This window comes from Metabacillus malikii (assembly GCF_030813355.1).
Taxonomy (GTDB): domain Bacteria; phylum Bacillota; class Bacilli; order Bacillales; family Bacillaceae; genus Metabacillus; species Metabacillus malikii.
Window position 1 is genome coordinate 1 of the sequence record NZ_JAUSUD010000006.1, and the last position, 13682, is coordinate 13682.

17 protein-coding genes are annotated in these 13682 nt (G+C 33.1%); 5 read left to right on the top strand and 12 right to left on the bottom strand.

From position 1 onward, the window contains the following. Positions 1–74: 74 nt before the first annotated feature. The gene (locus J2S19_RS07700; protein WP_307339634.1) at positions 75–1424 is read left to right on the top strand and encodes a sensor histidine kinase; all 1350 of its coding nucleotides are present in this window, start codon (positions 75–77) and stop codon (positions 1422–1424) included. Positions 1425–1525: 101 nt separating this feature from the next. Here the strand turns inward: J2S19_RS07700 and J2S19_RS07705 are convergent, their stop codons facing one another. Both J2S19_RS07705 and J2S19_RS07710 read right to left on the bottom strand, forming a co-directional pair. Then, positions 1526–2593 carry a Gfo/Idh/MocA family protein gene (locus tag J2S19_RS07705; RefSeq protein WP_307340123.1) on the bottom strand — a complete coding sequence of 356 codons (1068 nt, stop codon included), beginning with the start codon at positions 2591–2593 and terminating at the stop codon, positions 1526–1528. Positions 2594–2629: 36 nt separating this feature from the next. Further along, positions 2630–3370, bottom strand: a complete 741-nt coding sequence (locus J2S19_RS07710) for a sugar phosphate isomerase/epimerase family protein (protein WP_307339637.1) — start codon at positions 3368–3370, stop codon at positions 2630–2632. A gap of 544 nt (positions 3371–3914) precedes the next feature. Between J2S19_RS07710 and J2S19_RS07715 the strand changes: the two genes are divergently transcribed. Together J2S19_RS07715 and J2S19_RS07720 are read left to right on the top strand one after the other, a co-directional pair. Further along, a complete protein-coding gene (locus tag J2S19_RS07715; RefSeq protein WP_307339640.1) occupies positions 3915–4118 on the top strand; it encodes a hypothetical protein in 204 nt (67 codons plus the stop codon). A gap of 30 nt (positions 4119–4148) precedes the next feature. Further along, positions 4149–4577: a DUF2621 family protein gene (locus J2S19_RS07720; RefSeq protein ID WP_307339643.1), complete on the top strand. Its 429-nt coding sequence runs from the start codon at positions 4149–4151 to the stop codon at positions 4575–4577. Between the two features lie 201 nt (positions 4578–4778). Here the strand turns inward: J2S19_RS07720 and J2S19_RS07725 are convergent, their stop codons facing one another. Beyond that, the gene (locus J2S19_RS07725; protein ID WP_307339644.1) at positions 4779–5264 is read right to left on the bottom strand and encodes a CcdC family protein; all 486 of its coding nucleotides are present in this window, start codon (positions 5262–5264) and stop codon (positions 4779–4781) included. A 185-nt stretch (positions 5265–5449) separates the two neighbouring features. Continuing rightward, a complete protein-coding gene (locus J2S19_RS07730; RefSeq protein ID WP_307339647.1) occupies positions 5450–5809 on the bottom strand; it encodes a response regulator in 360 nt (119 codons plus the stop codon). 520 nt (positions 5810–6329) lie between these two features. On the opposite strand from J2S19_RS07730, the gene J2S19_RS07735 reads away from it, so the two are divergent. Beyond that, complete coding sequence (locus tag J2S19_RS07735) at positions 6330–6488, top strand: aspartyl-phosphate phosphatase Spo0E family protein (RefSeq protein WP_307340126.1); 159 nt, start codon at positions 6330–6332, stop codon at positions 6486–6488. A gap of 324 nt (positions 6489–6812) precedes the next feature. Here the strand turns inward: J2S19_RS07735 and J2S19_RS07740 are convergent, their stop codons facing one another. From J2S19_RS07740 to yneA, 5 genes are all read right to left on the bottom strand, one after another. Continuing rightward, positions 6813–7031 (bottom strand): YneF family protein, encoded by a 219-nt coding sequence (locus J2S19_RS07740; protein WP_307339649.1) that lies wholly within the window; start codon positions 7029–7031, stop codon positions 6813–6815. Positions 7032–7409: 378 nt separating this feature from the next. Beyond that, a complete protein-coding gene (sirA, locus tag J2S19_RS07745) occupies positions 7410–7859 on the bottom strand; it encodes a sporulation inhibitor of replication protein SirA (RefSeq protein ID WP_307340129.1) in 450 nt (149 codons plus the stop codon). A gap of 249 nt (positions 7860–8108) precedes the next feature. Beyond that, positions 8109–8339 carry a DUF896 domain-containing protein gene (locus tag J2S19_RS07750; RefSeq protein WP_307339651.1) on the bottom strand — a complete coding sequence of 77 codons (231 nt, stop codon included), beginning with the start codon at positions 8337–8339 and terminating at the stop codon, positions 8109–8111. A 99-nt stretch (positions 8340–8438) separates the two neighbouring features. Continuing rightward, positions 8439–9080 carry a YneB family resolvase-like protein gene (locus J2S19_RS07755; RefSeq protein WP_307339654.1) on the bottom strand — a complete coding sequence of 214 codons (642 nt, stop codon included), beginning with the start codon at positions 9078–9080 and terminating at the stop codon, positions 8439–8441. 21 nt (positions 9081–9101) lie between these two features. Continuing rightward, positions 9102–9407 carry a cell division suppressor protein YneA gene (yneA, locus tag J2S19_RS07760; RefSeq protein ID WP_307339658.1) on the bottom strand — a complete coding sequence of 102 codons (306 nt, stop codon included), beginning with the start codon at positions 9405–9407 and terminating at the stop codon, positions 9102–9104. Positions 9408–9567: 160 nt separating this feature from the next. Between yneA and lexA the strand changes: the two genes are divergently transcribed. Further along, positions 9568–10188 carry a transcriptional repressor LexA gene (lexA, locus tag J2S19_RS07765; RefSeq protein WP_307339661.1) on the top strand — a complete coding sequence of 207 codons (621 nt, stop codon included), beginning with the start codon at positions 9568–9570 and terminating at the stop codon, positions 10186–10188. A 224-nt stretch (positions 10189–10412) separates the two neighbouring features. Here lexA and glnA read toward each other — a convergent pair whose 3' ends face one another. From glnA to J2S19_RS07780, 3 genes are all read right to left on the bottom strand, one after another. After that, positions 10413–11747 (bottom strand): type I glutamate--ammonia ligase, encoded by a 1335-nt coding sequence (glnA, locus tag J2S19_RS07770; RefSeq protein ID WP_307339664.1) that lies wholly within the window; start codon positions 11745–11747, stop codon positions 10413–10415. Between the two features lie 52 nt (positions 11748–11799). After that, the gene (locus J2S19_RS07775; RefSeq protein WP_307339667.1) at positions 11800–12207 is read right to left on the bottom strand and encodes a MerR family transcriptional regulator; all 408 of its coding nucleotides are present in this window, start codon (positions 12205–12207) and stop codon (positions 11800–11802) included. A 197-nt stretch (positions 12208–12404) separates the two neighbouring features. Continuing rightward, positions 12405–13682 carry a methionine gamma-lyase family protein gene (locus J2S19_RS07780; RefSeq protein ID WP_307339669.1) on the bottom strand — a complete coding sequence of 426 codons (1278 nt, stop codon included), beginning with the start codon at positions 13680–13682 and terminating at the stop codon, positions 12405–12407.

Genomic DNA, 13682 nt, shown 5'->3' on the forward strand with positions numbered 1-13682 from the left:
CACCTATTCAACAGGCATCAACTAAAAAAAATTTAAGTAGCTAATATTCTGTGGTTCTGTGTTTCTTTAAAATAATGAATTATGAAATTGATTCAGGTTATAAAGATAAAAATAAAGATTCATTATTAGAGTTGTATCAGAAGCATAATGAAAATGGTGTGATTAAAACTAGTGACTTGACTACAGTTCAAACAACTTTAAAGAAACAGGGGAATTCTCTAAACATTATTAATAACAAAGGGGAAATCGTTCAGTCGATTGGAGTTAAGAAATCTGAAGAAATATCTTACAAACCATTAGACTTACTACAAAGAAACTTAGAACCTGGTATATATAAAACTGAAGTTTCCCTATACCATGACCCTGAATCTAAAAATACATGGATATATTTATCTCCTAAGAAAGAGGCAGAATTATCGGCAGATACTATTATTGAAAAAATACTATTTTCAATTATTATTATCTGTTGTTCCGTATTTGTAGTCACAATTTCGTTATCTATCTGGAATGGATATCGTTACGGTCAACCACTTTTTATCTTTACAAGCTGGCTTGAAAGAATGGGAATGAAACAATATGAAGAAGTGCTAACTGAGAAGGAACGACAAAAAATATTCAGAAAGAACGGTAAGGTAAGAATAAGATATCGCCTTTACCTTGAGGTTATAAACGCTTTCTACAAAATGGCAGAACGACTTTCTGCGTCTGAAAAGGAAAAAATCAGGCTCGAGAAAACAAGAGAAGAGTGGATGACTGGCATTTCACATGACTTACGTACTCCATTATCATCAATACAAGGGTATGGTCATCTTTTAAGGAGCGGACAGTATACTTGGTCTGAAAAAGAATTAATAGACATAGGTGATACAATAGTTGAAAAAAGTGACCATATGTTGCGTCTAGTTGAGGACTTCACACTCGCATTCCGAATAAAAAACAACGCCTTCTCATTATCGTTAGAAAAGCATGAAATAAATGATTTAGTGCATGAAATTGTTAACAAATTCAGAAAGGACTTAACATTACAAGACTACCAGTTTGATTTCTACCCCTACAAAGAACCTATATTTATTTGTGCAGATGTGAAATGGTTTGAACGGATGCTGAATAATATTATATTTAATAGTATTAAACATAATCCTGCTCGGACAAGAATTATCATTTCTATTACTACTAATAACGATGAGCAAGTTGTCTTAAAAATAAGTGATGATGGTATCGGAATGGACGAACAAACTGTTAAGAATCTTTTTGAAAGGTATTATAGAGGTATAAATACGGAAGAGCGAAGTGAAGGTGAAGGATTAGGTATGAATATCGCAAAGGGAATTGCAGATTTGCATCATGCTATAATCCACGTCACTTCTGAGCTAAATAAAGGTACTACAGTCGAATTTATCTTTCCTACAATTAAAAAAAGTTAATAAAAAGTGTCCACTTACAATTTTGCATGATTGTTGTGGACACTATTATTTTTGGAAATCTATTAAATTACTAAATATATTGTATTATGAATATCACATTATTAAATATCCCAATTTAATAAAACTTCATGTCCAGTTTCGGATGATTCATAAATTGCATCAAGGATTAAATTATTCGTTAATCCACTCATCGCAGATGTAATTGGTTGTTTATTTTCACGAATACACTCAATAAAATGTTCGCTAAGCAGGATGCGGTCTTCAATGTCATCCGTTTTCGTAAGCTCTATATCTATCGCACTGTCAAATTGTTCAGTTAAGATTTTCGCTGTATGACTATTAATCGCTGCCCCACCATTTGAACCCATCAAGTGGATAAACGGATCGTTATTTGTATCCATATGTACAGCCCAACTTACTTCGAGCGATAGTATAGAACCGTTATCCATCTTTATTAACGCTGTTGCCAAGTCTTCCACATCATAATAACCGTCCCAATTTGGGGTACCCCAGTTACCTATTCCTTTTTTCTTAGGTCCAAATTCTGCGTATGTTGCCCCATAAACAGAAACCGGTTTCGGATTCCCCATTAAATAGAGTGCTAAATCAAGCATATGAACCCCGATATCAATTAACGGGCCACCACCAGCGTCCTCTTTTCTAGTAAACCAACTTCCCCATCCAGGTATCCCTTTCCTACGATACCATCCTGCTTTTGCATGGTAAATGTTTCCTAACGCACCCTTTGAAACTTGTTCTTCAATTTGGCGAACTTGCCATTGCCATCTCATTTGATGGCCAACCATAACAATTTTACCTGTTTCGCGTTGTACCCTGACTATAGCTTTAGCATCTTCACTATTTATTCCCATCGGTTTTTCAACAAGAACATGTTTACCAGCCTTTAATGCAGCGATTGTAATTGAAGCATGCCATTTATTTGGAACTCCGATAATTACAGCATCAATTAGTGGGTCAAGTAATAGTGAATCTACATCTGAATATACCTTCTCCACACTATATTCGGCAGCTTTTTGTTCTGCCAAGCCTAGGCTGTAATCCGTTATTCCTCGTAATGAAACTTCGTCTGAAAGCTTACTAAATGTAGATAAATGTACATTTCCTATTGCCCCTGCACCAATAAATCCAATATTTATTTTACTCAATATTATCCCCCACTCAATTTTTGAATTATCGTTACGTTCTTACATTAATCCTTTTAAATATTGGATACTTTGTGTAATACTTTCGAACGGGGAGCGCTTACATTTATCCTGCTCAATGATAAACCACTCGACACCAGTACCTGCACATTTATTTACTATTTCATTAATCTTTACACCACCCGTACCCAATTCTGCAAAGGCCTTTTCATCATCTGTTGTCATATCTTTTAAGTGAATTAACGGAATACGTCCGGTGTACTTTTCAATCCATGCTAATGGGTCTTCACCTGCTAAAGTCAACCAATATACATCTAATTCAGCCTTCACTAACTTAGGGTTCGTCTCTGCAAATAAACGTTCAAGTTTTGTTTTTCCATCTATCTTTTCTAGTTCAAAATCATGATTATGGTAGCTCAAACTAATTCCCTTTTGCAAAGCAAGCTCACCAATTTTATCTAACTGAGTAGCTAATTGTGCGTAATCATTACGCTCATCTTCAAATAAATATGGACATACAATATGCTTACAATCTAGTACTTTTAAATACTCTAACTCTGCTTCTATATTATTTAGTAATCTTTCAAGAGGTACGTGACTGCTAACTGCTTTCAAGTTTAATTTTTCGAGAATTGTTTTTAAATCTTTTGCTTCCATTCCCCAGTAACCCGCTAATTCTACTCCATTAAATCCAAGTGATGCCACTTTTTCTAATGTTCCAGTAAAATCTCGTTCACATTCATTTTGTAATGTAAATAATTGCACTGCAACCTGAGTTTTCATTAATATCATCCTTCCTATTCTACTGTACCATTCCATGATATCAAAATTATATTACTTATACATTACATACGTTTTGATTTAAATAATTTTAAAGTGCATTTTTTCCTTTTAAAAGTGTATAATAATATTGTTCCTCCCGAATCTTTTCGCTTGTTGCGGGACACTTAACCATGTACGGATCGGGAGGGACAGGTGTCTGATTTTTTATCAGGCACTTTTTTATTTACAAATTAAAAATAAAGTGAAGTTTTCCCTGGAATTTGCTATTATTGTATTAGCTTTAAGCAGAAAAATAAAGTTAAGGTATTTTTCCTATTTTTAATCTCAACTTCTATTAATTAAAGGTAAACTTATACCGAGTAAATAGTGTTGTAATGTTCTACGGAGTATATGGCTATAAAAAATCAACTTTACTCAGGCTTCATTCAGTGGTACAGTTAGTAAGTTTCTCAGGATTCCTTTGCTTTGCCTATAATAGACTAAAATGGCACTTTAAAAGGAATTACATTTTATATATTATAAAAGCTATTAGGAGGAATATATCTTGTTGCAATCTTGCGAACTTGTCTTTCTACCAACAGAGGTTGGTACAATTCGACTTGATATCTTTCACGAAAATTCACTTTTTCATGTTCAAGCTGAATTAGACCATTTAGTTACAAGTGCTTATGATAAGGTTAAAGTAGAAGCTGTTAAGAAAGCAATTCTCCTATTAACTGAAGAATATCAAGCCTATGGTCGGCAATGATTCATACAATTATAGATATGAGGTGATACGATGGTTTTAGAAGGTTGGTTCCTTTGGTTTATATTATTTTGGGTTGTATTCCTCGTTTCCATGCTAGCAATTGGTGGTTTTTTTATGTTCCGCAAATTTTTACAAAGACTGCCGAAAGAGGATGGAAAATCAGATTTAGATTGGCAAGATTATTACATCAAAAAAACAAAAAATCTTTGGCAACAATCTGAAAAAGAATTATTAGAAGAACTTGTTGAGCCTGTACCAGAGCTTTTTCGAGATGTAGCCCGTGCAAAAATAGCTGGAAAAATCGGTCAACTTGCTTTAAAAGAGAAGGCACCTTATATTACAATTGATTTAGTAATAAGAGGTTATATTATGGCAACACCGAAACGAGACCATAAATTCTTAATAAAAAGATTAAATGAAAAGCAAATTGATTACTCTTCATATAAAGCTCTTTTCTAATGTTTATTACATACATTGAACTTTATATGAAACTTGCTATTATTTTTTTCTCGATGAAAAAAGCTGTCACTTCGTAACACTGTGACAGCTTTTTTAACCATGTTTATAGACAACTTGCCTTCACTAAGCTACGGTTACACTAACGACTTTTATCCATATGGTGGTATAAGACTATAATAACCCTCGTTGTAAATAACCTTATTAAAGTGTTGGGATATTTGAAGATCCTTCCAGCTGACTCTTCACCTTTTTATACATCAGATACATTGCTATTCGCCATGGAACAATCATCCCAAACGCGAGGATCCAGAACATTCCACTTAGCTCACCAATATCAATTGACGCACTTAATACTGTTTTCATAATGATTCGAATTATTAAAAGTCCAATTAATATAAATGGAAAAGATTTTGACCTTTTTAAATAAATATGATTATCTCTAATTTCAAATTTTGACGTCTTAATTAAGAAAATAGAAAAAAACATACCAACTAATAACGCTTCAAAAAACTCTGAAGTTGTTACCCGGAACATAGGATGTAAAAACATTAATGCCCCTGTACTCATAAAAATAGGTGGTAGTATGATTTTTTTTGCTGTTGCAGGTTTATTTTGTGATTTCATTCTTATAAATATGACGAGTATTGCCATAAAAACCGCAAGCACTGTAGGTATAACTGTAAGCATTCAAACCAATCCTTTACTAAGACAACTGACTAGTAATAGTATAAACTATTTATAGAGAATTACCTACTAGTATCTGATAATTAAAAGAAGTAATCTTCCAGATTAAATATTTTCTGTTATCAAGATTTTTTAATAATGAGCAAAATAAAAACCATTTAAGTTTATTCCCCTAAATGGTTCATTACTTATCCTAAAACTCTGTCAATTGCTTCAATTACTCGATTCTCATCAAATGGCTTTACAATAAAGTCCTTTGCACCTGCTTCAATTGCTTCAACAACCATTTTTTGTTGCCCCATAGCTGAACACATAATAATTTTAGCTTCAGGAAATTTCCCTTTAATTTCCTTTAGTGCTTCTATTCCATTCATCTCAGGCATTGTAATATCCATCGTAACTAAATCAGGCTTTTCTTCCTCAAAGAGTTTTACAGCTTCAGCTCCATTTTCCGCTTCACCAACAACTTCATGATTTGCCTTTAATAATATATTTGATAAGGTTATTCTCATAAACTTTGCATCATCAACTATTAGTATCTTCGCCATGCGCATAGTTCCTCCTCAAAAATATATGATATCTATATGATCTGGTAATTGTTTCACTTCTTTTGTGATAAACTATCGAGCATTCGGTTATAGCCTTCTAACAAAATAATTATGTATAACAGTTACATTCATTATAGCAAAATCCCTTAAAAATTATAGTAAATTCGGCTCAAAATTGCAAATCTTTTGGTAATCATTCAAAAGGACTATTTTACTGCATCCAAATACTTAATAAGGATTCTTGTTTTATCAATTGATTAAATATATTGTAGGTTTTGAACAGTTATGTATATGCCCTCTCCAAATTAGAAGTTTACGATCAATTATTTTGCACAAACTCAATTTTATAGAAGTTACTAGTAATTTTGTAAACCCTATGTAAAGTATATTGACAAGAAAATCTTTTATCTTAAAATAAGGACTTTTTATTATTCCCCTTTGAATTTTTTTCCATAAGGATGTATACTCTAAATAAATAACTATCTAATAGAAAGGACATGTACTAGTGTCAAACAATGAAATGCTCACCATTATTGAACGGAAGCGAAAAGAATTAATTGACATCGTTCAAAAAAATGGTATAAATTCAAACATATCTATAAAGTTTAGCCAAGAATTGGACGTCTTACTCACAGAATATATAAAAAATAATAAAATGAAACTAAACAGTAATAGATAATCAAAAAAATTAGATAACCGTAAATAAATGCAAAACCTCACTAAGAACACAAATATCAAACTTTTTAAAACAATAACAAGTATACATTAAAAAATCCACATTACCTTATATATAGTAATTGTGGATTTTTTGGCAAGTAAATTCATCGTAACCTAATATTAAAGTTAGTTAAAAGCAATTTGATAATGGCAAATACATTAATCATTTCCGTCCCTTAACGTACAGATGCAAGTAACCGCCTTAACAAAGTAAAATAGCAGTGAAAAGCACCGAAAAAGGTCAGCAATTCCACTGTATCTCTAAAGAATTAATATAGTTTTTTCGTTACTTCATTTGTCCCTGCATTGCTTTCATCATTTGATTAATTTTCTTCTGCGATGGCTTCATACCCATTTGCATCATCATCATTTTTAACATTTGTTCATTAATAGGCGGATTTTTCTTTAAATAATTCATCATATATTTTCTCGCAATGAAAAATCCTAGTGCAACACCGGCAAGCAGCGCAATTATGCCTACTAGAATACCAACCCATAATTCCATTATTTTTCCTCCTTCATGTTGTCTACTTTACAGTGTACTAAACCCTAAGTTATTATACAACATTTGCTAGATAATTTCTTCATTTTTAAATAAATAAACTGTCATAAGTCTTTATTATAAGTGAAACTGAGATACGTTTATAAATGTTAAAAGTAATCAGCGTGTTAATCGGTACACATACTAAATGTATTTACTATGAAGGCTATTCTATATGAACTCTACCACATAATTATTCAACATACTCATCCATTGCAGCTACAAGTATCCACGTTATTCATTTATTTTAATGATTATGATGTTACATGTGAAGTATTAAGACAGTTTGATGTCACACAAATAAGGCAGGCACTCCCCGCCTCACTATGGTCAATTTATTTTTTATACATAGTTTCTTTCTTTAATTGGGTTTAACCAACCGTATTTATTATTTTGTATATCCATAGCAAAAAAACAAGGGTCAAACTTTCTTAATACTTCAAAAAATATTGTTTCTCCTTCAAAATTACCATCAGAGGACAGTTCAAGGTAATGGTCTTTTACTATAAGTGTTGCGTTCCCACGGCCCCCAGATAATTTCAATAGGTGGAGTTGTTCATTCCTTTGATATTCCTTTCTATTCTTCAACTGAGTTGATATTAATTGATGGATAAATAAAGTAGGAATAGGCTTTGTAATATAATTTATTTGTCTTTCAATTGTTTCAGTATGTTGAGAGCGTACGGTTGTCCAATGAAAGTCTTGAAAAAGATGAAATATTTTGGATTCACGACCAAAATAATGACTTGCAAATTCTTCTTCTATTAAATAAATATAATAGTGCCTCACAATACATCCTCCTCTATTTTCTTGTACTAATATTATAAAAGAATAGAGAAGCAATATTTGTCTTAAGTTGGAGAGAGAAGCCACTATTTTTGTCGAAGTTATCATATTTCTCTAAGATACAATATTCACCTGCAAAACTAACGGTTTTTAAGTAGAAGAAATGTCTCATTCGCCATAAACAGTAGTAAAAAACGTGAAACCCGCGCCCTTTAATATACTTTAATTAATTTGTTTTTTATCAAATGATACATTTTAATGTAAGTTAGATTTCTTTTCATCTTTTAACTTTTGCGGAGTCACATCGTTTCCATTCGGATCAACAACAGTAACACCTTTCAGTGTAGTTTTCATTGAAGAACGGAAAGCTTTTAAATATTGTTGTCGTAATTCTTGTTGTTCATTTTTTTCTTCGGAATTTAATCCAACTTCTTTTGATTTCTTTGATAGTTCATTTATTCGACTTAGTTTATCTTTTGACAGCATCATGATTCCCCTTTTATTTATTAAGTTAACTATATGTCATCTTACTAAATGAATGAATAAATGACAACTTCAATGTCTTATACGCCTATTAATAGTTTGTTACTGTTTATCGATATATTCTTTATATCTTCTATGTACTGTTGCTTTGCTAACATTATAACCAACACCTCGTAAAGTAGATGCAATTTCTTGAAAAGTTAAGTTTTTATTTCGAAGCTTAACTATTTCCTCAATGGGTACGTCAATTCTATCTCTACCATCACTATAGTTTATATTAGACAAATTCCTCTCAGGTTTATAGCCATTTTTTATCGCTCTGTTCATTCCTCTTTTGATTTTATAATTAACGAGCTTACGTTGAAATTCCTCAACGGTTGCTAATATCTTCAGAACCATTAGGTCGCTCTCTGATAATTCTGGTTCACCTTTTTCGCTTAGTGTAAAAATCCGGCAATTCATTTTTGTAATCTCATGCATTAGAGCTATCTTAGCATGACCTCTTCCTAATCTAGTATCATCCTGTACTAACAAAGTATCTGCTTTCTTTTCTTTCAAAAGTGCTAATGCTTCAATTATTCCATCCCTATCAACATCATATCCACTGTGACGCTCTTCAATGATTTTGATGATGTTGATTTTATGGACTTCTGCAAGCTCTACCAGTTCCTTTTTTTGTCTTTCTAAAGAACTATCTTGTGAAGATTTATCCGTACTTACACGACAATATATGACTGCATTCATTATTTTTTCCTTCCTCGTTTATTATTCACTGGCGATTTGATACGTATGTTCCTTTTCTATTGGAACAATGACATATTGTCCAGGTTTAATTGTTGTAGAATTTATCTCATTTTTTTCCTGTACCCATTTTATAAACTCTTGTTTAGAGTAACCTGTAAATCCATCATATTTTTCAGCAATCGCCCATAGACTATCACCTTCTGAGATTTCGATTTTAGCAAATTGCTCCAAATTAACATTACTATTATTAGTATAAATTAGTGCCCCTGTCATCAAAACAAAAACGATAAAAAATGAAAAAACATATGCGACAGTTGATATTTTCATAGTAATTCACCTCATAAGAATATATGTTCGTATTTTATATAGATTAATATAATACGAACAAAGGTTCCAGTCAAGTGTTATTTCGAACTTATGTTTGTACTAGTAGTAATATGATGTTATAATATAGGATATATTAATGGAATCCGAGGTGTCACAGAGGATGACGAAACTATCAAAGCGACAGCAAGACATATTAAATTTTATTAAAGATGAAGTACAAAAGAAGGGCTATCCCCCTTCAGTAAGAGAAATCGGTGAGGCTGTTGGCCTAGCGTCAAGTTCAACTGTACATGGACATTTAGCACGATTAGAATCAAAAGGTTTAATTAGACGTGACCCTACAAAACCTAGAGCAATTGAGATACTTGATGAAGACTCGCTACATATTCCTAAAAGTAAGGTTATCAATGTTCCTGTTATCGGGAAAGTCACGGCCGGTTCACCTATTACCGCGATAGAAAATATAGAAGAGTATTTCCCGCTTCCAGATAGATATGTTGGTGAGGACGAACATATTTTCATGTTGGAAATTATGGGAGAAAGTATGATTGAAGCCGGTATTTTAGATGGTGATATGGTTATTGTGAGACAACAACCAACCGCTAACAACGGAGATATCGTCGTTGCTATGACTGAAGAAGATGAAGCTACTTGCAAACGGTTCTTCAAGGAAAAAGATTATATTCGTTTACAACCCGAAAATTCTACGATGGAACCTATCATTTTGAGAAATGTTAGTATCTTGGGTAAAGTGATTGGTGTATATCGTACAATTCATTAATGCTTGCTTCTAGCAAGCATTTTTTTATATTTAAAGGTTACTTTTATATGAATCTATTAAACGTTATAAAATGGTGCTTAATAGTTTAAAAAACACCGAAATAAAAAAAGGTGATTCAAAAGTGTCAGGACCTCCACACTCCTAAATATAGTCTTCAAGCCGCGCTTTCATCTATATTTAGTGTTAGGAGGTCTAGCACTAAGTTTGAGTCACCTTCTCTAGTATTAATACATTTGCATGTATTGTTCTCTTTCCCATGGGTGGACTTGCGTACGGAACATATCCCATTCAATTTCTTTTGCTTCAATGAAATGCTCGAATAGGTGTTCGCCTAAAGCATGTTTCATAATGCCGTCTGTTTTTAACAAGTCTAACGCTTGAGCTAGTGTTGCTGGTAAGTCTACGATACCATTCTCAATTCGCTCTTCTTTTGACATCACATAAATATTGCGGTCGATTGGTTTAGGTGCTTGTAGCTTATTTTTAATTCCGTCTAAACCAGCAGCTAGTAGTACACTCATTGCTAAATAAGGATTTGCTGCAGGGTCAACACTACGAACCTCAACACGAGTACTTAAACCACGAGAAGCAGGTATACGAACTAAAGGACTTCTATTTTGAGCAGACCACGCAACATAACATGGTGCTTCATAACCTGGAACTAATCGTTTGTATGAGTTAACAGTAGGATTCGTTACTGCTGTAAACGCTGGCGCATGCTTAATAATTCCAGCTATAAATTGTCTAGCTGTCTCACTTAATTGTAGTTCAGAATTTGTATCTAGGAATGCATTTTCTCCATTGCGGAATAAAGATAAGTTCATATGCATTCCTGAACCATTAACACCAAATAATGGTTTTGGCATGAATGTTGCGTGTAAACCATGTTTGCGTGCGATTGTTTTTACAACCAATTTAAAAGTTTGTATGTCATCACAAGCTTTAATTGCATCCGCATATTTGAAATCTATTTCATGTTGCCCTGGAGCTACCTCATGATGTGATGCCTCAATCTCAAAGCCCATTTCTTCAAGTTCTAACACGATATCGCGACGGCAATTTTCACCTAAATCGGTAGGCGCTAAGTCGAAGTACCCGCCATTATCATTCAATTCTAATGTAGGTTCACCTTTCTCATCTAGCTTGAATAAGAAGAACTCAGGTTCTGGTCCTAAATTAAAATCAGTAAATCCTAACTCTTCCATTTCAGCTAATAATCGACGTAGATTATTTCGTGGGTCACCAGAGAAAGGAGTACCATCAGGACTGTATATATCACAGATAAAACGAGCAACTTTTCCTTTTTCTGCTGTCCATGGAAAAATAACAAATGTGTCTAAGTCCGGATATAAGTACATATCTGATTCTTCAATACGTACAAATCCCTCGATTGATGAACCGTCAAACATCATTTTATTATCCATTGCTTTATCAAGTTGACTAACTGGAATTTCTACGTTTTTTATTGTTCCTAATACATCTGTAAATTGTAGACGAATGTACTTAACGTTATTTTCTTTCACTAAGTTAATAATATCTTCTCTTGAATATTTAGACATCCAAATCCTCTCCAACCTTTAAATATTTTATGATTAATATATTACTCATAAGCTAATTGAAAAATCTTGACATATCTCCATGTCTTAGTGTTGGACGGTTAAAACGACCTGCCTGCATTAGTTCTGATTTTAGCAATTTTCGAAGTTCTGCATCACTAAGATTTGTTTTTTCAACTTTTGTTGAATCTACTTCTTCAGTTTCATTCGCTTTTAGATTATCATTTCTCGAGAATATTTCTTTTATCCCTGCTAAGTTGACACCTTGTTCAATTAAATTACGAATCTCTAACAATTTATCGACATCATTAAAAGAAAAAAGTCTTCTATTTGTTTCAGTTCTAGCAGGGAAAATTAATTCATTCTCTTCATAATAGCGAATTTGTCTAGCAGATAGTTCGGTCAGTTGCATCACAATTCCAATGGGAAATAGGGGCATTGAGCGTCGTATATTATCACTCATGTTATTCGCTCCTCTTTTGTTGTAATTTTATTATACATCACGTTAGATTATGTGTCAACGATATGTTAGAAAATATAACATCAGATATTAAGTTTAATATACCGGCTATTTTCGTAAACTCTGCTGCATTTTACTATTTTACATTTATTAGGGTATTTATATTGTGAGATTCCTAAAAATATAAACAACTTATCTCTTTAAAAATGATTAATATAGATTAATTTCTTCTCAATTAATGAATTTACAGCGGTGCAAACTGCTATTTTCACATGTGAATATGTAAGTCCACCTTGAACATATGCTACATATGGTGATCTAATTGGACCATCTGCTGACAATTCAATACTAGCACCTTGTATGAATGTTCCCGCTGCCATAATCACGTCATCTTCGTAACCAGGCATGTAATTAGGATATGGTGTAACATGTGAGTTTATTGGCGATGCATACTGAATTGCCTGGCAGAATGCAATCATTTTATCAGGATCATCAAATTGTACTGATTGAATTAAATCCGTTCTCATACTATCCCATGACGGATTCGTTTTTAAACCAAGCTCCTCTAAAAATGCTGCTGTAAAAATAGCACCTTTTAATGCTTGTCCGACAACATGTGGCGCCAAAAAGTATCCTTGATACATCTCTTGCAGACTATATAGAGATGCTCCAGCTTCAGCGCCGATTCCTGGTGAAGTTAGTCGATATGAACAAGACTCTACTATTGTTTTCTTACCAACAAGATAACCTCCCGTTTTAGCTATTCCACCTCCGGGATTTTTAATCAATGAACCAGCGATTAAATCAGCTCCAACATGACATGGTTCAAGTGTTTCTACAAATTCACCATAGCAATTATCTACAAAAATCACAATATCTTCTTTAATACTTCTTACAAAGTCAATCATTTCTTTTATTTCGCTAATTGTAAATGAAGGCCTATTTGCATATCCTTTTGAGCGCTGTATCCCAATCATTTTTGTTTTTGAAGTTATCCTAGACTTTATTTCTTCAAAATTCACTTGACCATTGTCTAATAAATCTACAGTTTGATAGCCAATGTTATATTCCTTTAAAGAACCGATTCCCTTACCCCTTATACCAACAATTTCTTCTAGGGTATCATATGGCTTACCTGTAATATATATAAGTTCATCACCTGGTCTTAATACACCAAATAATGCAATCGAAATGGCATGGGTCCCTGAAATAATTTGCGGTCTTACTAGACCTGACTCTCCACCAAAAACCTCTGCATAAATCGCTTCAAGAGTATCTCTTCCGATGTCATCATAGCCATATCCTGTTGTTGGGATAAAATGAGAATCACTGACACGGTGTTCTTGGAAGCTTTTCAAAACTCTAAATTGATTTTCTTCTGCACGCCTATCTATGTTTTCAAAAACTGACTTTATCTTATCTTCTACTTTTTGCACTAACGGGGCAAGCGCTGCCCCATGTTCTAATAAATTTAACAT